The sequence below is a fragment of the Sinorhizobium fredii NGR234 genome, assembly GCF_000018545.1.
Classification (GTDB): domain Bacteria; phylum Pseudomonadota; class Alphaproteobacteria; order Rhizobiales; family Rhizobiaceae; genus Sinorhizobium; species Sinorhizobium fredii_A.
The window spans coordinates 1,218,343-1,240,147 of sequence record NC_012586.1 but is presented as its reverse complement, the minus strand read 5'-3'; the positions used below and the strand labels follow the sequence as shown (position 1 = coordinate 1,240,147).

Here is a 21,805-nt window from a genome sequence, read left to right as displayed (position 1 = left end):
AATCGGCCCTTCAAGGAACGCCCGGCAATGGGTAGCCCTCCACGTTGACGGCCCCGATCGCTTCCGCCGGCTTCGGCACGAACGGATACGTCAAAACGGCAGCCCGACATAGTTCTCGGCGAGCGCCGTCGCGGCGGCTCGCGAATGGGTGAGATAGTCGAGTTCGGCCTCCTGGATCTTCTGGTCAAAGTCGCTGGTGTCGGGAAAGCGGTGCATCATCGTCGTCATCCACCAGGAAAAGCGCACCGCCTTCCAGACACGCGCCAGCGCCCTGGCCGAATAGGCGTCGATGCTGGCGTTGGAGCGATCCTGGTAGTGCTCGAGCAGACCTTCGAACAGGTAGTGCACGTCGCTCGCGGCAAGGTTCAGCCCCTTGGCTCCGGTCGGCGGCACGATATGGGCGGCGTCGCCCACCAGGAACAGTCGATTGAAGCGCATCGGCTCGGCGACGAAAGAGCGTAGCGGTGCGATCGATTTCTCGAAGGATGGCCCGGTCACCACGCGGTCGGCGTGGTGGACCGGCAGGCGACGCCGCAATTCGTCCCAGAAACGCTGGTCGTCCCAACCGTCGAGCTTCTCGTCGAGCGAGCACTGGATGTAGTAACGGCTGCGGCTCAGCGACCGCATCGAACAGAGCGCAAAGCCGCGCGGGTGGTTGGCGTAGACCAATTCGTGATCGACCGGCGGCACGTCGGCAAGGATGCCGAGCCAGCCGAAGGGATAGATCTTCTCGAAGGCGCGGATCGCCCGGTCCGGCACTGACCTGCGGCTGACCCCATGAAAACCGTCGCATCCCGCGATGAAATCGCAATCTATCCGGTGCGTTACACCATCTTTCTCATAGGTGACGTAAGGCGCGTGGCTGTCGAAATCGCATGGTGTGGCGTTCGCCGCCTCGTAGATCGATAACGCGCCGGCGGCTTGACGATGATCCATGAGGTCCCGGGTAAGCTCCGTCTGGCCGTAGATCAGCACCCGCTTGCCGCCCGTCAGCCCGGAGAGGTCGATGCGGTGGTCGCGGCCGTCGAAGGCGAGCGAGAACCCCTCATGCGGCAGCCCTTCGCCATGCATGCGAGCCCCGGAGTGCGCCTCGTCCATCAACCGGACCGTGCCTTCCTCCAAAACACCGGCGCGCACCCGGCCGAGGATGTGTTCCTTGCTGGCGCGGTCGAGGATCAAATTGTCGATCCCTGCCAGGGTGAGCAATTGTCCGAGCAGGAGCCCGGACGGGCCGGAACCGATTATGACGACCTGCGTTCGCATGGACCTCCTCACCTGAAGCACCGCCTCGGCGGCGAAGCCGCCTTCCCCGTCCGCTCCAAAACTGACTTTTGTCAGGAAGTTTGCGCGTCGCAGGCACTTGCCTCAATGGACATTTCCGCCAACTAATTGGACTTATCGAACATCGACGCTGCGTGAACCCGATGAAGCGACCCGTCCCGACCTACGAACTTTACGGCGAGGAATCCGGCGAAAGGCCGGATTTCTGGCTGCATTGCGAGACGATCCCCTCGCGCAGCCGTCTGCATCATTGGGAAATCGGCCTTCATCGCCACGAGAGCTTCTTTCAGATCCTGTACATCGCCAAGGGCTCGGGTGATGCTCTGTTCGGCGAGACGGTTCGGTCGATTTCACCGCCGGCGGTGATCACCGTTCCGCCCGCCGTCAGCCACGGCTTCCGCTTTTCCCCCGACATCGACGGTTTCGTTTTCACGATGCTCGCATCGCATCTGCCAATCGCGCCGGGTAGCCGTAACCGGCTCGGGACCTGGCTGGCGACCCCTCGCCTGACGCCGCTCGGTCGGAGCGACGACGGCCGCTACATTGCCGAGACGTTGCAGCGCCTGGCCGAGGAATGGGAAGCGCGACGCAGCCACCGCACCGGCCTGCTCGATGCCTATCTCACGACGGTGCTGGGGCTGACGGCGCGGCTCGCAGAAATACCGCTCGCCAACGAGTCGGCCGGGGAAAGCGAGAACGAGCGGCGCATGGAACGCTTCGATACGCTGCTCCGGCAGCATTGTCTGGCGCACCGCCCGGCGGCCTTCTACGCCCGCGAGCTCGGCCTGTCGCCGACCCATCTCAACCGCGTGGTCCGCGCGATGTCCGGGCAGAGCGTGCACGAGGTCATTGCCGGACGGCTGCTCGAGGCGGCGCGGCGCGAACTCGTCTTCACACGGGCGAGCGTACAGGAGATCAGCTTCCGCCTCGGCTTTTCGGATGCGGCCTATTTCTCGCGCTTCTTCGTCCGTCACGTTGGCACGACGCCGCGGGCGTGGCGGATCGCGGAGCGGCAAAAGCTCGGTGTGTGAAAGCGAATGGGCGATCTCGCCTAATTAAGAAGGGCGCGGCCGCAACACGGCCGCGCCCTTTCATTTTTGAGCTCCAATCAGACGAGGTCGAAGCGGTCGGCGTTCATAACCTTGGTCCAGGCCGCCACGAAGTCGCGCACGAACTTTTCCTGCGAGTCGCTCTGGCCGTATACTTCGGCAAGCGCTCGCAACTGCGAGTTCGAACCGAACACGAGATCGACACGGGTGGCGGTCCACTTCATTTCTTCCGTATCGCGGTCGCGTCCCTCGAAGACGTATTTCGATTCCTGTGAGACCTTCCACGCCGTGCCCATGTCGAGCAGGTTGACGAAGAAGTCGTTGGTGAGCGTCTCGGGCCGTGTCGTGAAGACGCCATGCTGGACTTGTCCGAAATTGGCGTTCAGCACGCGCATGCCACCGATCAGGACCGTCATCTCCGGTGCGGTCAGCGTCAGAAGCTGCGCCCGGTCGATCAGCAGTTCCTCGGGCGAAATCAGATAGTCGCCCTTTTGATAGTTGCGGAAGCCGTCGGAGATCGGTTCCAGAACGCCGAAGGAGTCCACATCGGTCTGCTCCTGCGTCGCGTCGGTACGGCCGGGCGCAAACGGGACCTCGATGTCGTGGCCGGCATTCCTCGCTGCCTTCTCGATCGCCGCCGCGCCGCCGAGGACGATCAGGTCTGCCAGCGATACCTTCTTGTCGCCGGGCTCGCCGCCGTTGAAGGCCTTCTGGATGCCTTCGAGCGTTTCGAGCACGGTGGCAAGCTGCTCCGGCTGGTTGACTTCCCAATCCTTCTGCGGCGCCAGGCGGATGCGCGCCCCATTCGCCCCACCGCGCTTGTCGGAGCCGCGGAAAGTCGATGCCGATGCCCAGGCAGTCGAGACCAGATGGGAGATCGGCAGACCCGATGCGAGGATCTTGTCCTTGAGATCGGCGATGTCTTGCGCGTCGATCAGCGGGTGGTCGACGGCCGGGACCGGATCCTGCCAGATCAGTTCCTCTGCCGGCACCTCCGGGCCGAGATAGCGCACGCGTGGGCCCATGTCGCGGTGGGTGAGCTTGAACCAGGCGCGGGCGAAGGCATCGGCGAACTGATCCGGATTTTCGAAGAACCGCCGGGCGATCTTTTCGTAGGCCGGGTCGAAGCGCAGCGCGAGGTCGGTGGTCAGCATCGCCGGGGCGTGGCGCTTCGACGGGTCGTGCGCGTCCGGAACGGTGGCCGCGCCTGCGCCATGCTTCGGCGTCCACTGATGCGCGCCCGCCGGGCTCTTCGTCAGTTCCCATTCGTAACCGAACAGGTTCCAGAAGAAGTTGTTGCTCCACTTCGTCGGCGTCGTCGTCCACGTGACTTCGAGGCCACTGCCGATGGTGTCGCTGCCTCTGCCGGTTCCGAAGCTGCTGGTCCAGCCGAAGCCCTGTTCCGCGATGTCCGCGCCTTCGGGCTCGATACCGACATGCGACGCGTCGCCGGCGCCGTGCGTCTTGCCGAAGGTGTGGCCGCCGGCGATGAGGGCAACGGTTTCCTCGTCGTTCATCGCCATGCGCGCGAAGGTCTCGCGGATATCCTTGGCAGCGGCGAGCGGATCCGGATTGCCGTTCGGCCCTTCCGGATTCACGTAGATCAGGCCCATCTGCACGGCAGCGAGGGGCTTATCGAGTTCACGCTCTCCCGTGTAGCGCTTGTCGGCAAGCCAGGTCTCCTCGGCGCCCCAATAGACGTCTTCCTCGGGCTCCCAGACGTCAGGGCGGCCGCCGGCAAAGCCGAAGGTCTTGAAGCCCATCGATTCCAGCGCAACGTTGCCGGTGAGGATCATCAGATCGGCCCAGGAAATCCGGTTGCCGTATTTCTGCTTGATCGGCCAGAGCAGCCGGCGCGCCTTGTCGAGGTTGACGTTGTCCGGCCAACTGTTGAGCGGCGCGAAGCGCTGCTGGCCGGCGCCCGCACCACCGCGACCGTCGCCGGTACGGTAGGTGCCGGCGCTATGCCAGGCCATGCGGATGAACAGCGGACCGTAGTGACCGAAGTCGGCCGGCCACCAATCCTGCGAATCGGTCATCAGCGCGTGGAGATCCTTTTTCAAGGCCACCAGGTCGAGCTTCTTGAACTCCTCGGCATAGTTGAACGCCTGGCCCATCGGGTCGGACAGGGACGAATTCTGATGGAGAATCCTGACGTTCAACTGGTTCGGCCACCAGTCCCGGTTCGACCTACCGCCATGGGCCGTGTGGGTGTGCACCACCGGACACTTGCCCGCACCATCGACCTTTGAATCCATAACTCTCTCCATTGTGCTTTCCTGAATTGCCTATCGGCAGGCTTTTGAGCCTCAGTCGGATAGGGACGTCAGCGCTGGCCGTGGCCCGCGGCTGCATCTTCAAGCACCATAGCCAAGCTGTTCCATTAGTTTAAGTTGGATTTTCGAATTTCGGCGATAAGCTAAACCTATCGGCTGGAACCATCACCGCTTGTGTTGTAAGGCGCGAACAGGTCGCTGTAGCCCTTTGAATTGGTGCTTGTTTTTATCCTTAAATAGGCTCCCGATTGAAGGAAACCTCCAGTAGGACCTTGGTCCGGGTGGGCGGGCCAAAGGTCCTATGCCCGTTGCCGGGTGTTCGTCCGCAGGACATACTGCACGGTAAGCACCTGCCGAAACAACGGCTTCCCCGCCGCCGCGGCAGTGCGATGATCCTGGAGCGGTGTTCCTATGCCCTTCGGCACCGCTCCGGGACGTCTCTTCCAGCAGCCTGTTGGGGGTCTCCAATGAACGCCGAGAAAATGCGAAAGCTCATCGAGGACTGTCAAAGGGACCTGAGGGAATACCTGTCTTCCGACAGCGGTATCAGCGACAGGGAGATGATTATCGAGCTGCTTATACGGCTGGATGGGCCGCAGGCCAGAGATGCACTGGGAGAAGAATCCGAGTGGCGACCGAGGCCGGAGGAACCAAGGATCCGTGAGCGCATCGGACCTGCTCGGCACGAAGCCAGCCTACGCCTCTTTCTCGATCGTCGTGCAAAAGGGTCAGCGCGAGCCTGACCGTTCACCAAGACGGCACGGAAGACGACCTCACGGCACCGACGCCACCGACCCTCGGACCGCGTGCTTGCAAGCTGCGCTACAATTCGACGGAAGCAAGCGGCTTGCGGGCCGGACCATGGATCACCGACCCGTCCAACGCGAAGATCGAACCATGACAGGGACAATCCCAGGTGCGATCGGCATTGTTCCAGGTGACCGTGCAGCCCTTATGGGTGCAGGACGCGGAAACGGCATGCAGCGCCCCATCCTCATCCCGGCAGACGGCGATCTTCTCCTCGCCTCTCACGATGACGCCACCCTCACCCGGCCGGATGTCCCTCGTGCCGCTGACGACCGATTGGCTGTCGCCATTCTTGTGGAAGTCCTTCGGATACGGCCGGGTCGGGTCATAGAGGCTTCGCCAAGGACTGGCACGATCGAGGATCGTGTCCGCGATCATCATGCCGGCGGCGGTCCCGTTGCTGATCCCCCAGGCGTTGAATCCGGTGGCGATATGAAAGCCCGGAGCCTTCTCGGGATCGGGTTCGCCGACATAGGGCACCCGGTCCGCAGTGTCGTAGTCCTCGTTGCACCAGTGCCAGGCGACCTCCCCGACGGCCAGGTTCCGGCGCGCCCATTCCTCCAACTCGACGAAGCGTGCGGCGACGTTTCCATCCTGGCCGGTATCGAATTTCGGACCGAGTACGACAAGCAGCGGGCCGGTTCCATCCGAACCCGTCCGTATCGAATGCGTCGGATCGTCGATGCCGATGAACATCCCGTCGACGGCAAGCGGATCGTCGATGCGGAAGGCCATCGCGGTATGGCATCGCGGCTGCGTGCGGTTTGCCATGCCGACCGGACTCTTGACCGTCATGTTGGTGGCAACGACGACGTGTTCGGCATGAACCGTCCCGCCAGCGGTGACCACGCGCCAGCGGCTCGCCTCGCCTATCAGTATCGCGCGGCTTCGTTCGAACATGCGGCCGCCGCGGTCCGCCACGGCATGGGCCAGCCCGACGAGATATTTTGCCGGATTGAATTGCGCCTGGTCGGCAAAACAAAGCGCGCCTGTGGTCTCGAACGGTAGCGGTGCGCCATCGAGCACCTGTGCTTCAAGCCCGATCTGCCGCACCGCCTCTGCCTCGGCGACGATCGCTTCGCGCCCCTCAGCACTTGTGGCATAGGTATAGGCAGGCTTGCGGTCCAGATCGCAGGCGATGGCATATTCCCGGATCCAGTCCTTGATCAGGGCGGCTCCGGCCGAATTTGCCTCGGCATAGCGCCGCGCCTTCGCTAAATCGAGGGCGTCGATGAGATGGCGATAGATCAAGGCGTGCTGCGTCGTGATTTTCGCCGTCGATCGACCCGTCACCTGCCCGCCGATCTCCAGCGCTTCGAGGAGGATCACGGAGCGTCCGGCCTCGCCAAGGCGCAGCGCCGTGGTGAGCCCGACGATCCCGCCTCCAACGACGACCGTTTCGGCATGGATCGAGCCGTCGAGCGGCGAATAGCCCGTCCGGCCGGCGCCGGCCACCCAGCAACTTCCGCGATTTCCCGGCAGATTGACCATTGCGGCATGTCCTCGTTTGCGTGGTTTCGATAACCACGCCCGTTCGGGAATGTTCCGCCGGGTCCCCGTGACATGCTTGGCGTTTACCGCTTGCTCGTGGGCCAATGTAGGGCCATTCTGGGTTCGGATCCTGGCTGTGCGGCAAGGCGAGAGGTCGGCCTCTTCAGCGACCTCGAAACACCCGCCCTGCTGCCTTTTCTCGGCCGTTCCGTGAGGCGAGGAGGTTCTCCAATGTCTGCGCATCAAGCCAACAATCCGTTGCAACCGGGCGATCAGGCCCCGAACGTCGTATTCGATGCGATCTCACGCGAGGGTAAGATTGCTCTTAATGAATTTCGCGGCCGCAGCCCGTTGCTGGTCGGTCTGTTTCGCGGCCTGCATTGCCCGTTCTGCCGCCGCCATGTCGCGGCGATGGCACAGCTCAACCCGGCACTGCGAGAGAAAGGCGTTCAAACGCTGGCGGTGGTGAACACCCCGGTCGAACGGGCGCGTCTCTACTTCCGTTATCATCCGATCGCCGATCTTCTTGCTGCATCCGATCCGTCGCGCGCTTCGCACCGCGCTTTCGGCTTGCCCATCGTCGAGTTCACCGAGACCGAGACCGACTGGCCGTCCAAGGTCGGAATGGATGCGATCATGGCAATGCGTGTCGATCTGCCGGGCGAATTGTCCGAGCCGATGAATCCCGTCGTAGCCGGCGACCTGCTCAACGAGAAGGATCCGTATGAAATCACGGCAGCCGATAAGCAGGTGAGATTGGCCGACCATATGCAGCTTGTCGGCCACTTCCTGCTCGATCGCGAAGGCGTGGTGCGCTGGAGCTTCACGGAGGTCGAGGAGGACGGCCGGAATGTCTGTCAGGCGCTCAACCCCGAAGAATTGATGACGGCCGCTTCGAATGTCGCACATTGAACGACAGCGCCGCGCGTCCAATTGGACGCGCGGCGCTGTCGTTTGCGCTATCTCCTTGCATGCAATACACAGGTGAGATGCGTCCGCGCCGATTCCTTCCCTCCATCAGCCTCCTCTCGGCCTTCGAGGCCGTCTTGCGCACCGGCTCGATCTCGGCGGCGGCGCGAGAAGTCAATCTGACGCAAAGCACCGTCAGCCGCCTCGTCCAGAGCCTCGAGGAGCAGCTGGGACGGCCACTGTTCGAGCGCCACAGGCAGCGGCTGATCCCGACCGAGGCGGCCCAGGCCTATGGGCGCGACGTGACCCGGGCCCTCGATCTCATTCAGCGCGGCAGCATGGAGTTTTCGGCCAATCCGGGCGGCGGCGCCCTGTCGCTGGCAATCCTGCCCGCCTTCGGCACCCGCTGGCTGGCGCCGCGGCTCGGCAGGTTTCTGACCAAGAATCCCGGCGTGACGATCAACCTCGCGACACGTCTCAAGCGGTTCAATTTCGCCGCCGAGGGTTTCGATGCGGCCATTCATTTCGGAACGGATGATTGGCGCGACGCAGGACACATGATGCTCTTCGAGGAGCGTTTGACGGCCTGCATCTCGCCGGCGCTGCTTGCCGAACACCCGGTGCGCAGCGTGAATGACATGGCGGGCCTGCCGCTGTTGCAACTGGAGACGCGGTCGAATGCATGGGCAACCTGGTTTGCCGCACAGGACGCCGAGGCGCCGAGCGTGACCGGAATGCTGCTCGACCAGTTCGCAACGATGACTCAGGCCGCCATTTCGGGGCTCGGCGTGGCCCTGCTTCCGGATTATCTCGCAGACATCGAGATCGAGGAAAAACGCCTTGTGCCGCTCCTGAAGCGGGCGATCCCGGGTTCCGGCGCCTACTGGCTGGTCTGGCCGCGGTCCCGGGCCAAGTATCCGCCGCTCGAAGCATTCCGCAGCTGGCTTGCCGCGGAGGTCTCGTCTTGACGCCCCTGCTCCAGCCGGCGCCGGTATTGCGGCCTATGGCATGTCGCCCAAAAGTGTGCAGCGGTTTTGGGATGACGACATGTACGAAACAGCTTTAGGTGCCGGCAACCGGAAGCGGGATCGGCTGCCGCCGATCCTCTTCATCGAGAATGCTGAACGTGTATTTGGCCCGCTCGTCGAGTTCGACCGAGTAGGTCAGGCGGTTGCGGATGTGGTTGTCGTCGTCGAAGGTCAGCACCGTCGGCTTCAAATCGGTGATGCGCCTCTCGTCTAGATAAACCGAGTTGCAAATGATGACCTGATCGCCTGGCTGGCAGGTTCGGGCCGCAGCGCCGTTGAGGATGCAGCACCTGGAGCCGCGCTCGCCGAGAATGACATAGGTGGAGAGGCGCGACCCGGAATTCTTGTTCCAGATCTCGACGAACTCCATCGGCAGGATGCCTGCCGCCTCGCAGTGATCCGGATCCAGGGTGATGGAACCATGATAGTTGAGATTGGCTTCGGTCACGCGAATGCCGTGAAGTTTGCCAGCGACCAATTTTCTCATATTGCTCCCCGCCTTTGCGTGACGTTCTCATAGAGCATCGGCCGGCGAAGCGAAAGGAAGTCCTGGACGTTCCGAGCGTGGCAAGAAGCCCCTGCCATGATACAGAGCTGGAAGATCGAAAGCAGGTAATGTCGCGCAATGAACCGGTATAGTTACAAGAACGACCCGGCAGTCCCGCCCTTTCCGGACGAGCACCCCATCTTTGTCTTCGACGCCGAGTGCGTCTTCTGCTCCGGCTGGGTCCAATTCGCGCTGAAGCACGAGAGAGAGGCCAAGTACCGATTCCTGGCGGCACAGTCGGAGGTCGGCAGAGCACTCTATCGGCACTACGGACTCGACGATCGGGACTACGAGATGAACCTGTTCCTCGAAGGCGGCCGGGCCTATTTTCGCTCGGCGGCCACAATACGGGTCGTTGCCGGCCTGGGCTTTCCCTGGTCGATCTGCCGCCTGTTCCTTGTCGTCCCGACAAAATGGGCGGACACGCTCTATGGCCTCGTCGCCCGCAACCGGTACCGGCTTGCCGGGAAGACCACTGCGTGTTTCGTTCCGAACGCAGAAACGAGGCACCGCTTCATTCTATAGCCTCCGCGCCCCAGGGACCTGGCGCCCCGGCTCGCTACTGTTCCGCTTCGCGCAGGCGATAACCGACGCCGGTTTCCGTGGTGATGTATTGGGGCTGTTCGGGGGTGCGCTCGATTTTCTGGCGAAGCTGGCGGACATAGACCCGCAGATACTGGACGTCCGTCGATCCGTCCCAGATCTTGTTCAAGAGGTGCTGGTGCGTGATGACCCTGCCCGCATACTGCACGAGGATGCGCAGGATGTCGTATTCCTTGGGCGACAGCTTGACTTCCTTGTCCGCCACCTTGACGATCCGCTTGACCAGGTCGACGGAAAGGTCGCCGGTCTTGAAGATGGGCCGTTCCCCCTGCTGCTGCAGCCTGTGGCGAAGCGCGACGCGCATGCGCGCGGCAAGCTCCTTCATGCCGAACGGCTTGGTGACATAGTCGTCGGCTCCAAGTTCGAGCGCCTTGACGATACCGGTTTCGTCGGTCCGGCTGGAAAGGATGATGATCGGCAGTTCCAGCGCGTCGCTGCGCCATTTCGCCAGGAGATCGTGGCCGGCCATGTCCGGCAGGCCAAGGTCGAGGAGAATGAGATCCGGCCGCTTTTCGGCAACCTGGCTGATCGCATCCCGGGCATTGATCGCTTCGAGCACCGCATAGCCCTCGCTCGTCAGGCCGACCCGGAGCAGCTTCCGGATCGCCGGTTCGTCGTCCACGACCAGAATTCTTACGTTTGAGACTGTCATGTCAGATCTTCCACATTCGGCGCTCCGACCGGGATCGGCATCGTGATGGTAAAGACCGCCCCCGACCGATCCGTTCTGTTTCCCGCCGCAATAGTTCCGCCCATCGCCTCGATGAAACCCCTGCAAATCGAAAGCCCGAGACCGGTACCGGCGCGGACATGGTCGCCCTTGCGGACGCGATAAAAGCTGTCGAACACGCGTTCGAGATCACCGCTCGGGATGCCGGGGCCCTCGTCCATGACCTGAAGAGCTACGGAATTGTCGTCGACCCAGGCTCGAATTCTGACTGTCGAGCCCGGCGGAGCATACTTTGCAGCATTGTCGAGCAGGTTGAAGAGCACCTGCTCGAAGAGGACGGGGTCGAGTTTCAGCATCGGCAGATCGCCGGGCGCATCGATCGCCGTCTTGTGCCGTGCCAGCATCTTGGCGGCGCGGCGGAGCGCAGTGCCGACCACATCTCCAACGTCATGCAAGGAGGCGTTCGGCTCGGTCGCGCCGGACTCGATCCTCGTCATGTCGAGCAGATTGGCGATGAAGCGGTTGAGCCGCTCCGACTCGTCGACGACCGTCGAGAGCAGGTCGGTGCGGTCTTCCTCGGGCATTGCGCCGGAATAGTCGCGCAACGTACCGGCCGACCCCATGATGGCGGCGAGCGGCGTCTTGAGGTCGTGGGAGATCGACGTGAGGAGAGCGGAACGAAGCCTGTCGGCCTCCGCGGCCAGCCGCGCCCGGTCCACGTCGGCGACCAATTGCACCCGCTCGATCGCCAGCGCGGCCTGGTCCGCCAGGGCATCGAACAGCCGCTGCTGTTCCGGCGTCAGGAGTGGCCCCTGCCTGTCATTGTCGAGACCGACGACGCCGATGGCGGCGCGGCCGGTCCTCAACGGCAGATAAAGACGCTTGGCTCCCGGCAGTGTATCGGCGCCGCGCCCCGCTGGCCGATCGTTTTCCCATGCCCAGCGCGCCGCGGCGATATCCGCGTCGACGAGCGTATCATCGGGCGGATAGCCTGCCTTGACCGCAATCGAGCCGCTTTCGGGCAGAAGGATCACCACTCGAACCTTGAGCATCGATGCGATCTGGTGCGCGGTCGCCCACAGAACGTCATCGAGTGTTCCGGTACTCGCGAGCTTCTTCGCGAAGAGATAGAGATCTTCGGTGGTCCTGGCGCGCTGCCGCGCCGCGGCCGCCTGCCGTTGAACGCGGGCCGTCAGGTTGCTCGCCGTGACGGCGACCACCAGGAAGAACACCAGCGCCAGGACACTCTCCGGGTCCCGGATCGTAAAGGTGTATCGCGGCTCCAGAAAGAAGAAGTTGAAGGCCAGCGCACTGACAAAGCACGCATAGAGGGCCGGTCCGAGACCCGCGGTCACGGCGGAGGTAAGAACGCCAATCAGCAACACGAGCGCCAGATTGCGGACGTCCAGAACCTGGTCGAGGAGCGCACTGAATGCGAGCGCTATGGAAACATAGAGGGTGCTGAGAAGATAGGCCTGAAGCTTGACCTGTTTCGGCGGCGGCGCGGTCTTCACACCCCGTGCGGCTGAGGCGGCGCGCGCCGCGCCGGACACCACGTGCACGCTGATCTCGCCGGCGTGCCGGATCAGGTCATGCGATACCGATCCTTCGATCAGTTCCCGCCAGCGCGGCTTGTTCGGCTTGCCCGTCACCACATGGGTGAAATTGTGGGCGGCGGCGTGCCGAAGAATGTCGCGGGCCACGCTTTGCCCTGGAATGGTGATGGCCTCGCCACCCAATTGCTCGGCGAGCCGCAGATGCGAGGCCAGCCGGTCCTTGTCGGCGTCGGGCAGGTTGATCGACCCGGTCGTCTCGACGTGGATCGCGCTCCAGGGCGCCCGCAGCCGGTCCGCTTGGCGCTTTGCGTAGCGGACGAGCGCCGCGCCGCGCGAGCCATGATCGATGCAGACAAGCACGCGGTCGCCCGCCGCCCAGGGACCCGGGATCGCGTGCGCCTGCATGTGGCTGACAAGCTGGTCGTCGACGCGCTCGGCGGTGCGGCGCAGTGCGAGTTCGCGCAGCGCCGTCAGATTGCCGGGCGAAAAATAATTGGCTATCGCCCGCTTCGCCGTCGTCGGCAGATAGACCTTGCCCTCGTGCAGGCGCTTGATGAGATCGTCGGGGGTGAGATCGATGATCTCGACATCGTCGGCACGGTCGATGATCGAATCCGGCACCGTCTCACGCACCCGGATCCGGGTGATTTGCGCGACGATGTCGTTGAGGCTTTCGATATGCTGGACATTCAGCGTCGAATAGACGTCGATCCCCTTGGCAAGGATTTCCTCCACGTCCAGGTAGCGCTTCGAGTGGCGGCTGCCCTCGACATTGGTGTGCGCCAGCTCGTCGACGAGGACCAGTTGCGGGCGTCGCGCGAGAATGGCGTCGAGGTCCATCTCATCGAGGACGTGGCCCCTATACTCGACGTTGCGGCGGGCAATAGCCTCGAGGCCGTCGACGAGCGCCTGGGTCTCCTGGCGGCCATGGGTCTCGACGATGCCGATGACGACGTCGACACCCTCGGACTTTCGCGCCCGGCCGGAGACCAGCATCTCGTAGGTCTTGCCAACGCCCGGGGCGGCGCCCAGGAAGATCTTCAGACGCCCGCGCGCCTCGCGTTCGGCATTCTCGAGGAGCGCGTCGGGCGAAGGCCTTGTGTCGACGTCTGGTCTGTCGCCGGGCATTGATTGGCATTCCTCGCAGTCAGCGGCCGGGTGCGTCGCGCCCCGCCCATTTCCTTATTGAGCAGCGGGCCCGTCAAGCGCAAGGTTCAATGCCAGAACATTGACCGTAGGCTCGCCCAGGAAGCCCAGTTCCCGGTCTTTGACATAGCCATCGACCAGCGCCTTGACCGCCGCCTCGTCGAGACCGCGCGCCTTGGCGACGCGGGGCACCTGGAAATAGGCGGCTTCGGGCGAGATATGCGGATCGAGGCCGCTGCCCGACGTCGTGACGAGGTCCATCGGCACCGGGTAAGCGGGGTTCGTTGCCTTCAACGCCCCGGCGTCGGCCTTGATGCGGTCGATCAGTTTCCGGTTCGTCGGACCAAGGTTGGAGCCGCTGGAGCCGGCGGCGTTATAGCCGTCGCCGGCAGCGGAGGGCCGGCCGTGGAAATACCGGTCGCTGGTGAAGGCCTGACCGATCAGTTCGGAGCCGACCACCTTACCGTCTTTCTCGATCAGGCTTCCGTTCGCCTGATGCGGGAAGAGGGCCTGGGCGATGCCGGTCATTCCGAGCGGATAGACCAGTCCGGTCAATATCGTGAGTGCGATGATCATGACGATCGCGGGTTTTACTTGCTTCCACATGGGAGCGCTTCCTTACGCGAGGCCGAGCGTCGTGATGACGACGTCGATCACTTTGATGCCGATGAAGGGAACGATGATGCCGCCGAGGCCGTAGACCAGCAGGTTGCGCGACAGGAGCGCGCCGGCGCCGATCGGCCGGTATTTCACGCCTTTCAGAGAAAGCGGGATCAGCGCGACGATGATGAGGGCGTTGAAGATGATTGCCGAGAGAATTGCACTCTCGGGCGTCTTCAGCCCCATGACGTTGAGAGCGCCGAGCTGCGGATAGAACGCCAGGAACATCGCCGGGATGATGGCAAAGTACTTGGCGACGTCGTTGGCGATCGAAAAGGTCGTCAGGGCGCCGCGCGTCATCAGCAGCTGCTTGCCGATCTCGACGATCTCGATGAGCTTGGTCGGGTCGGAATCGAGGTCGACCATGTTGCCGGCCTCGCGCGCCGCCACCGTACCGGTGTTCATCGCCACGCCGACATCGGCTTGGGCAAGCGCCGGCGCGTCGTTCGTTCCATCGCCGCACATCGCCACGAGCTTGCCTTTCGCCTGCTCCTCGCGGATGAGGCTGAGCTTGTTCTCCGGCGTCGCCTGGGCGAGGAAGTCATCGACGCCCGCTTCGGCCGCGATCGCCGCGGCCGTCATCGGATTGTCGCCGGTGATCATCACGGTGCGGATGCCCATGCGCCGCAGTTCGGCGAAGCGCTCCTTGATGCCGCCCTTGACGATGTCCTTCAGGTGGACGACGCCGAGCAGCCGGCCGTCCTTGACCACGGCAAGCGGCGTGCCGCCAGCCTTGGCGATCTCGTTGGCGATGGCCTGAATTTCGCGTGCCGCCTGCGGCTCGCGGACGGTCAGGCTCGCCGTGCCGGTGACATTCGCGACAGTGGTGCAATCGACAGACTGGAGGACGGCATCGACCGCGCCCTTGCGGATAGTGGAGCCGTCGAGATCGACGCCGCTCATCCGGCTCTGCGCCGTGAAGGGCACAAAGTGGGCATGCAGGCTTCCCATGTCGCGGGCGCGGATACCGTATTTCTCCTTGGCGAGCACGACGATGGAGCGGCCCTCCGGCGTCTCGTCGGCGAGCGAGGCAAGCTGGGCGGCATCCGCCAGTTCCTGGTCGCTGACGCCGCGCACCGGCTTGAACTCGGTCGCCTGGCGATTGCCGAGCGTGATCGTGCCGGTCTTGTCGAGCAGCAGCGTATCGACGTCGCCGGCGGCCTCGACGGCGCGGCCGGACATCGCGAGCACGTTGAAGCGCACCAGCCGATCCATGCCGGCAATGCCGATCGCCGACAGAAGCGCGCCGATCGTCGTCGGGATCAGCGTGACGAAGAGCGCCACGAGAATGAGCACCGGGATGTAGCCGCCGGCATAGGTGGCGAAACTCGGGATCGTCGCCGTCGCCAGGACGAAGATCAGCGTCATGCCGGCCAGCAGGATGTTGAGAGCGATCTCGTTGGGCGTCTTCTGCCGCTCGGCGCCCTCAACGAGCGCGATCATGCGGTCGATGAAGGTCGAGCCGGACGCTGCGGTGATCCTGACGCGGATCCAGTCGGACAGCACCTGCGTGCCGCCGGTGACGGCGGACCGGTCGCCGCCGGATTCGCGGATGACCGGTGCGGATTCGCCGGTGATGGCCGCCTCGTTGACGGAGGCGACGCCCTCTATGACTTCGCCGTCCGAGGGGATGATGTCACCCGCTTCGACCAGCACGACATCGCCGACCTTCAGGCTCGTGCCGGGGACGATCTTGAAGCTCTTGATATCGTCGCCCTTCAAGAGCTTCGCCTGGGTTTCCGTGCGCGTCCGGCGCAGCGATTCCGCCTGCGCCTTGCCGCGGCCCTCGGCCACCGCCTCGGCGAAATTGGCGAAGAGCACGGTGAACCAGAGCCAGATGACGATCTGGAAGGAGAAGCCGATGTTCTCCCCGCCCGTGAGCAGATCACGGACGAGCAGGACGGTGGTCAAGGCGGAGACGACGGCGACGACGAACATCACCGGGTTCCGGGCAAGCGCCTTCGGATCGAGTTTCCGGAAGGCATCGCCGATGGCGGGTATGAGAATGCGAGCGTCGAGGATGCTCGTGGTTTTGGACTGGCTCATAGGAGACTCCAAATGTTGTGAACGCCGGCGATCAGATCGCTGCGAACAAGTACGTGAACGCCTTGCCGACGAGGACGAGCAGCGTCATCCCGCCCAGGATCAGGCAGAGGATGGTCGAGACCCGTGGCGGCGCCTCTCCCCGCGCCGCATGTCCGGCGCGGGGATGGAACTCTTTGCGTGAATGACGGACGAGCTGAGCCATGGCGCCACCGTCAGAAGGTTTGGCCGAGGAGCATGGCGAGATGCTCGACGATCGGCCCGACCGCAAGCGCCGGGAAGAACGTCAAGCCGCCGACGATCAGGATCACGCCGCTGAGCAGGCCGACGAAAAGCGCTCCGTCGGTCGGGAACGTCCCTGCGGAAGCGGGCACCGTTTTCTTGGCGACGAGCGAGCCGGCGATCGCCAGGGCCGGAATGATGACCAGGAAACGGCCCATCAGCATGGCGATGCCGAGCGTGAGGTTGTACCAGACCGTATTGCCCGTCAGGCCGCCGAAGGCAGAGCCGTTGTTCGCCGCCGCCGACGTGTAGGCGTAGAGGATTTCCGAGAAGCCACGCGGCCCGGGATTGGCGATCGACGCCACCGCGTCGGGCAGCACGACGGCGATCGCGGTGAAAACCAGCATCGCAAGTGGCAGGCACAGGATGGCAAGAACCGCCATCTTGACCTCCTTCGCCTCGATCTTCTTGCCGAGATATTCCGGCGTGCGACCGACCATCAGGCCCGCCACGAAGATCGCCAGGACGACGAACAGCAGGATGCCGTAGAAGCCCGCGCCGACGCCGCCGACGATGATCTCGCCGAGCTCCATGTTGATCAGCGGGATGAGGCCGCCGAGCGCCGTGAAGCTGTCATGCATCGCGTTGACGGCGCCGCAGGAGGCCGCCGTGGTGATGACCGCGAAGAGCGCCGACAGGGAAATACCGAAACGAACTTCCTTGCCTTCCATGTTGCCGCCCTCGAGGCCGAGCGCGTGGACGAGCGGATTGCCGGCAGCCTCCGCCCAGTAGCAGACGACGACGCCGGCGAGGAACAGGACGCCCATGGTCGCGAAGATCGCCCAGCCCTGACGCTGGTTGCCGACCATGCGGCCGAAGACATTGGTGAGCGCCGCTCCGATCGCGAAGATCGAGACCATCTGGATGAGATTGGAGATCGCGTCCGGATTCTCGAAAGGATGGGCGGCATTGGCGTTGAAGAAGCCGCCGCCATTGGTGCCCAGCATCTTGATGGCGATCTGCGAGGCGACCGGGCCGACGGCGATCGTCTGCTGCGCGCCCTCGAGCGTCGTGGCTTCGACATAGGCGCCGAGCGTCTGGGGCATGCCGAGATAGACATAGATGAGGGTCAGCACGACTGAGAGCGGCAGCAGCACGTAGAGCGTTGCCCTGGTCATATCGACCCAGAAGTTGCCGATCGACTTCACCGATGCCCTGGAAAATCCGCGGATCAGGGCTATGGCGATGGCGATGCCGGTTGCCGCCGAAACGAAGTTCTGCACGGTAAGGCCGGCCATCTGCACGAGGTAGGACATCGTGCTCTCGCCGCCATAGTTCTGCCAGTTCGTATTGGTCATGAAGCTGACGGCGGTGTTGAAGGCAAGTTCCGGCGGGACGGCAGCCATGCCGGCCGGATTGAACGGCAACGCGCCTTGAAAGCGCTGGAGAAAATAGAGCAGCAGGAATCCCGCCAGGTTGAAGAACAAAAGGGCGGCCGCGTAGGTCGTCCAATGCTGCTCCTCGCGCTCGCTGGTGCCGGCGACGGCATAGAGGCCGCGCTCGACGGGTGCGAAGATCCATGAAAGAAGCGTGCGCTCGCCGTTGAAGACGCGCGTCATGTAGCCGCCGAGCGGCTTCACCAGCAAGGTGACGATCCCGCAGAAGACGAGGATCTGTATCCATCCGTTGATAGTCATGGGTATGGATTTCCGAGCATGATTGAATGCGACGCGCTTTAGGCGATCAGAACCGCTCCGGGCGAATGAGGGCGTAGGTCAGGTAGGCCAGAAGGAAGACGGTCACCGCGCCGCCGAGAGTGTATTCAACAAGCATCTTTTCGCTCCGCTGTTAGAGGTTGCTGCACGCCCGGACGTAGGCAAACGACAAGGCGAAGAACACGATGCCTATGGCGAGAACGACAATGTCCATGTCGGTAGTTCCTGTGCTGTTTCTACTGACTGCGTCGCCTGGAGGCAGCGCCGGCCGCCCGGCAGGTGATCGCGATCGATGTGCCCCATCCCCGCCGCGACGATCGAGTTCGGCGCGGCGGCGTGACGGGAATATGGCTCAGAACCGCATAAAGGTTCGAGAGAGGCACAACGGGAAAGAAATAGGATTTCTATAGGAATACGGCTGGCCGCAGGGCCGCTTTCGCGAATCCGCGGCCGGGCGGCCGCGCCGCCAATCATTGTGCGGATGGGTGCGCGACAAGCGAGGCCAGGTGCATCCAGCAAACGTGTCTTCAGCCAACGCGCGCCAGGCGACGCACAAGTCCTTGCCGGCCGCGTTCCATGACGACCGTATGGTTCCAGCTGAAGACCGGCTTCAGGATGAAGGCAAGTTTGACCATCCAGGGCTTTGTGACCGTGACGATCCAGTCGTAGCGGATATCGCAATTCGAACCGTCGGGTCGCAGGGTCCATCGACCGACGCCCTCGAGTTCACCCGAAGCTCTGCCTTCGATGAGGGACGGTGGCTCGACCCTGGTCGTTTCCATGTCGAAAACCAAGTCATAGGGCAACGCGGTCGACCATTTCATCCGATGAACCGCGCCGATGCCGGCCTCGTCGCCTGGGCGCAGAAGCGTGACCTCTTTCACGGAGGGCCACCAGTCCGGCCAGGTCTCGGGTTGGTTCAGCACCCGCCAGACAGCCTCGACCGAGGCGTCGACGGTCCAGTTCGTGACAAGATGAAACTCGGTCGACGACATCGCAATCCGCCTTCGCCGATGCAAGGAGACTGACGGTACAGCCTGCAATCATAGGCCATCCGACAGGCGACTGAAATAAGGGGGTTCTCGGTGCCCACGGGTTGGCGCGGCGGGAAGATGTGTCCGGGTGGCGCGAGTCGGCGGGCCGGGACTTTCGCCGGTGAGCCCCCACCCCTCCTACCTACTACACCAACTTTTCCGAAGAAGCATGAAGTTTGCCTTGACCTTCCCACCGTTGGAAGCCCCATGGTCAAGGAAATTACATCGCAAGGAAATTGACCATGGCATCGTCAAGTGCCGCCAGACATGCAGAAGATACGCATAGCGTGAGGCTTTCCGTGGAGGGCATGAACTGCGCCTCCTGCGTGGCGCGCGTCGAGAAGGCGATTCGCGCCGTGCCGGGCGTGGTTTCAGCCTCCGTCAATCTGGCCGCGGAGCGCGCCGACGTCCGCTTCGATACGTCGGCGAAACCGGCCGAAATCGTCGACGCAATCGCGAATGTCGGCTATGCGGCGGTTGAAGACACGATCGAACTCGGCATCGAGGCGATGAACTGCGCGTCCTGCGTCGGCCGGGTCGAGAAGGCGCTGAAGGCCGTTCCCGGCGTTGTCGAGGCGAATGTCAATCTTGCCAGCGAAAAGGCCTCGATCCGGCTGGTCAAGGGGCTCGCGTCCGCAGACATGCTGGTCGAAGCGGTTCGCAGCGCCGGCTACGAGGCACGTGAGCTCGGCGAGGAGCGGGATATCGATCGCGAGGCGGAGAGGCGCGACCGAGAACTCCGGCTCCTGCGGCGGGATTTGCTGATCGCCGCTCTCCTGACGCTTCCTGTCTTCGTCCTCGAAATGGGGTCGCACTTCGTGCCGGCCATCCATGATTTCGTCATGACCCGTATCGGCATGGCGGAGAGCCGGTACCTGCAGTTCGCTCTCGCGACGATCGTTCTCTTCGGTCCCGGTCTCCGCTTTTTCACGAAGGGCGTGCCGGCGCTGCTGCGCGCCGCACCCGACATGAACTCGCTGGTGGCGATCGGTACGGCCGCCGCCTGGGGCTATTCCGTCGTCGCGACCTTTGCGTCCGGGTTTCTGCCGGCGGCAACGGCCAATGTCTATTATGAAGCGGCCGCCGTGATCGTCACGCTGATCCTGCTCGGACGGCTGCTCGAAGCGCGCGCCAAGGGCCGCACATCGGAGGCGATCAAGCACCTGATGGGCCTGCAGCCGAAGACGGCACGCGTCCGGCGTGGGGGCGAGACGCTGGAGATCCCGATTGCCGAAGTGCGCGTCGGCGACATGGTGCTGGTGCGGCCCGGCGAAAAGGTCGCCGTCGACGGCACGGTCGCCGAGGGCAACTCCTATGTCGACGAATCGATGCTGAGCGGCGAGCCCGTGCCTGTCGAAAAGACGAAAGGATCGGAGGTCGTCAGCGGCACGATCAACAAGACCGGCGCCTTTACCTTCCGCGCCACCAAGGTCGGAGCTGCTACGGTCCTTGCCCAGATCATAAGAATGGTCGAGCAGGCGCAAGGCGCCAAACTGCCGATCCAGGCGCTCGTCGATCACGTCACAGCCTGGTTCGTGCCGGCTGTCATGGCCGTCGCCGTGGTGACTTTTCTCACCTGGCTCGTTTTCGGACCGGACCCGGCCCTGACCTTCGCACTCGTCAACGGCGTTGCGGTACTGATCATCGCCTGCCCCTGTGCCATGGGCCTCGCCACGCCAACCTCGATCATGGTCGGCACTGGCCGCGCCGCCGAAATGGGCGTGCTGTTCCGCAAGGGCGAAGCTTTGCAGACCTTGCGGAGTGCGGAAATCGTTGCCGTCGACAAGACCGGCACGCTGACCAAGGGCCGGCCCGAGCTCACCGACCTCACCACCGCCCCGGGCTTCGACCGCAATTCCGTCCTGGCCCTGGTTGCCGCCGCCGAGACGCGCTCCGAGCACCCGATCGCCGAAGCCATCGTTTCGGCCGCCAAGACCATGGGCCTCGCTATAAGCGATCCCGACACGTTCGAGGCGATTCCGGGTTTCGGCACCAGGGCCGAGGTCGCCGGCAAGACCGTCCATGTCGGCGCCGACCGGCTCATGGCGCGCCTCGGGCTCGACGTATCGGAATTTGCCTCGGAGGCGACCCGGCTCGGTGACGAGGGCAAAAGCCCGCTCTACGCCGCGATCGACGACAGGCTCGCCGCCATAATCGCGGTCGCCGATCCACTGAAGGAGACGGCGCCCCAAGCCATCCGGGCCCTGCACGATCTCGGCCTGAAGGTCGCCATCGTCACCGGCGACAACCGCCGGACCGCCGAAGCCATCGCCCGCCAGCTCGGCGTCGACGAGGTGCTCGCCGAGGTTCTGCCGGAGGGCAAGGTCGCGGCCGTGCGGCGCCTGCAAGCGGATGGCCGCCATGTCGCCTTCGTCGGAGACGGGATCAACGACGCACCGGCGCTTGCCGCGGCCGATGTCGGCATTGCCATCGGCACCGGAACCGACATCGCGATCGAGAGTGCCGACGTGGTGCTGATGTCCGGCGATCTCGTCGGCGTGCCGAATGCGATTGCGCTTTCGCGGGCAACGATCCGCAACATCAGGGAGAACCTGTTCTGGGCCTTTGCCTATAACGTGGTGCTCATTCCGGTCGCTGCCGGGGCGCTCTACCCCGGCTACGGCATGCTGCTCTCGCCAGTCTTTGCCGCCGGTGCGATGGCGCTTTCCAGCGTCTTCGTGGTCGGCAATGCGCTGCGCCTCAAACGATTTCGAGGCCTCGAGCGGCAGGCGTGAACCGGCAGTTGTGAGCCGGCGTGCCGTTGGCGC

General features: G+C 63.8%; 17 protein-coding genes. 5 read left to right on the top strand and 12 right to left on the bottom strand.

The window, feature by feature from the left end:
- Positions 1 to 90: 90 nt before the first annotated feature.
- A complete protein-coding gene (gene pobA / locus NGR_RS05995) occupies positions 91 to 1,263 on the bottom strand; it encodes a 4-hydroxybenzoate 3-monooxygenase (protein ID WP_015887356.1) in 1,173 nt (390 codons plus the stop codon).
- 161 nt (positions 1,264 to 1,424) lie between these two features.
- Between pobA and NGR_RS05990 the strand changes: the two genes are divergently transcribed.
- Positions 1,425 to 2,312, top strand: a complete 888-nt coding sequence (locus NGR_RS05990) for a helix-turn-helix domain-containing protein (protein WP_015887355.1) — start codon at positions 1,425 to 1,427, stop codon at positions 2,310 to 2,312.
- A gap of 77 nt (positions 2,313 to 2,389) precedes the next feature.
- Here NGR_RS05990 and katG read toward each other — a convergent pair whose 3' ends face one another.
- Both katG and NGR_RS05980 read right to left on the bottom strand, forming a co-directional pair.
- A complete protein-coding gene (gene katG / locus NGR_RS05985) occupies positions 2,390 to 4,588 on the bottom strand; it encodes a catalase/peroxidase HPI (RefSeq protein ID WP_164923920.1) in 2,199 nt (732 codons plus the stop codon).
- 840 nt (positions 4,589 to 5,428) lie between these two features.
- A complete protein-coding gene (locus tag NGR_RS05980) occupies positions 5,429 to 6,904 on the bottom strand; it encodes an FAD-dependent oxidoreductase (protein WP_015887352.1) in 1,476 nt (491 codons plus the stop codon).
- 231 nt (positions 6,905 to 7,135) lie between these two features.
- Between NGR_RS05980 and NGR_RS05975 the strand changes: the two genes are divergently transcribed.
- Together NGR_RS05975 and NGR_RS05970 are read left to right on the top strand one after the other, a co-directional pair.
- The gene (locus tag NGR_RS05975; RefSeq protein WP_164924083.1) at positions 7,136 to 7,816 is read left to right on the top strand and encodes a peroxiredoxin-like family protein; all 681 of its coding nucleotides are present in this window, start codon (positions 7,136 to 7,138) and stop codon (positions 7,814 to 7,816) included.
- A gap of 77 nt (positions 7,817 to 7,893) precedes the next feature.
- Complete coding sequence (locus NGR_RS05970; RefSeq protein ID WP_164923919.1) at positions 7,894 to 8,781, top strand: LysR family transcriptional regulator; 888 nt, start codon at positions 7,894 to 7,896, stop codon at positions 8,779 to 8,781.
- A gap of 94 nt (positions 8,782 to 8,875) precedes the next feature.
- Here NGR_RS05970 and panD read toward each other — a convergent pair whose 3' ends face one another.
- Positions 8,876 to 9,328, bottom strand: a complete 453-nt coding sequence (panD, locus tag NGR_RS05965) for an aspartate 1-decarboxylase (protein WP_015887349.1) — start codon at positions 9,326 to 9,328, stop codon at positions 8,876 to 8,878.
- 138 nt (positions 9,329 to 9,466) lie between these two features.
- Between panD and NGR_RS05960 the strand changes: the two genes are divergently transcribed.
- Positions 9,467 to 9,913, top strand: coding sequence for a thiol-disulfide oxidoreductase DCC family protein (locus tag NGR_RS05960; RefSeq protein WP_015887348.1), 447 nt, complete (start codon positions 9,467 to 9,469; stop codon positions 9,911 to 9,913).
- Between the two features lie 34 nt (positions 9,914 to 9,947).
- Here NGR_RS05960 and NGR_RS05955 read toward each other — a convergent pair whose 3' ends face one another.
- The 8 genes from NGR_RS05955 to NGR_RS05925 all read right to left on the bottom strand — a co-directional run bounded on the left by NGR_RS05955 (position 9,948) and on the right by NGR_RS05925 (position 18,998).
- Positions 9,948 to 10,643 carry a response regulator transcription factor gene (locus tag NGR_RS05955; protein WP_015887347.1) on the bottom strand — a complete coding sequence of 232 codons (696 nt, stop codon included), beginning with the start codon at positions 10,641 to 10,643 and terminating at the stop codon, positions 9,948 to 9,950.
- Complete coding sequence (locus tag NGR_RS05950) at positions 10,640 to 13,345, bottom strand: sensor histidine kinase (RefSeq protein ID WP_015887346.1); 2,706 nt, start codon at positions 13,343 to 13,345, stop codon at positions 10,640 to 10,642. The genes NGR_RS05955 and NGR_RS05950 overlap by 4 nt, the downstream gene beginning before the upstream one ends.
- A gap of 54 nt (positions 13,346 to 13,399) precedes the next feature.
- Positions 13,400 to 13,969: a potassium-transporting ATPase subunit KdpC gene (kdpC, locus tag NGR_RS05945; RefSeq protein ID WP_015887345.1), complete on the bottom strand. Its 570-nt coding sequence runs from the start codon at positions 13,967 to 13,969 to the stop codon at positions 13,400 to 13,402.
- Between the two features lie 12 nt (positions 13,970 to 13,981).
- Positions 13,982 to 16,069 carry a potassium-transporting ATPase subunit KdpB gene (kdpB, locus tag NGR_RS05940; RefSeq protein ID WP_015887344.1) on the bottom strand — a complete coding sequence of 696 codons (2,088 nt, stop codon included), beginning with the start codon at positions 16,067 to 16,069 and terminating at the stop codon, positions 13,982 to 13,984.
- A gap of 31 nt (positions 16,070 to 16,100) precedes the next feature.
- Positions 16,101 to 16,271, bottom strand: a complete 171-nt coding sequence (locus tag NGR_RS32255) for a hypothetical protein (protein ID WP_162832824.1) — start codon at positions 16,269 to 16,271, stop codon at positions 16,101 to 16,103.
- A gap of 10 nt (positions 16,272 to 16,281) precedes the next feature.
- The gene (kdpA, locus tag NGR_RS05935; RefSeq protein WP_015887343.1) at positions 16,282 to 17,985 is read right to left on the bottom strand and encodes a potassium-transporting ATPase subunit KdpA; all 1,704 of its coding nucleotides are present in this window, start codon (positions 17,983 to 17,985) and stop codon (positions 16,282 to 16,284) included.
- A gap of 46 nt (positions 17,986 to 18,031) precedes the next feature.
- Positions 18,032 to 18,121: a K(+)-transporting ATPase subunit F gene (gene kdpF, locus NGR_RS05930; RefSeq protein ID WP_164923917.1), complete on the bottom strand. Its 90-nt coding sequence runs from the start codon at positions 18,119 to 18,121 to the stop codon at positions 18,032 to 18,034.
- Between the two features lie 409 nt (positions 18,122 to 18,530).
- Positions 18,531 to 18,998, bottom strand: a complete 468-nt coding sequence (locus NGR_RS05925; RefSeq protein WP_015887342.1) for an SRPBCC family protein — start codon at positions 18,996 to 18,998, stop codon at positions 18,531 to 18,533.
- A gap of 281 nt (positions 18,999 to 19,279) precedes the next feature.
- Here NGR_RS05925 and NGR_RS05920 point away from each other — a divergent pair, with 281 nt between their 5' ends.
- Positions 19,280 to 21,772: a heavy metal translocating P-type ATPase gene (locus NGR_RS05920; protein WP_015887341.1), complete on the top strand. Its 2,493-nt coding sequence runs from the start codon at positions 19,280 to 19,282 to the stop codon at positions 21,770 to 21,772.
- The last annotated feature ends 33 nt before the right edge of the window (positions 21,773 to 21,805 follow it).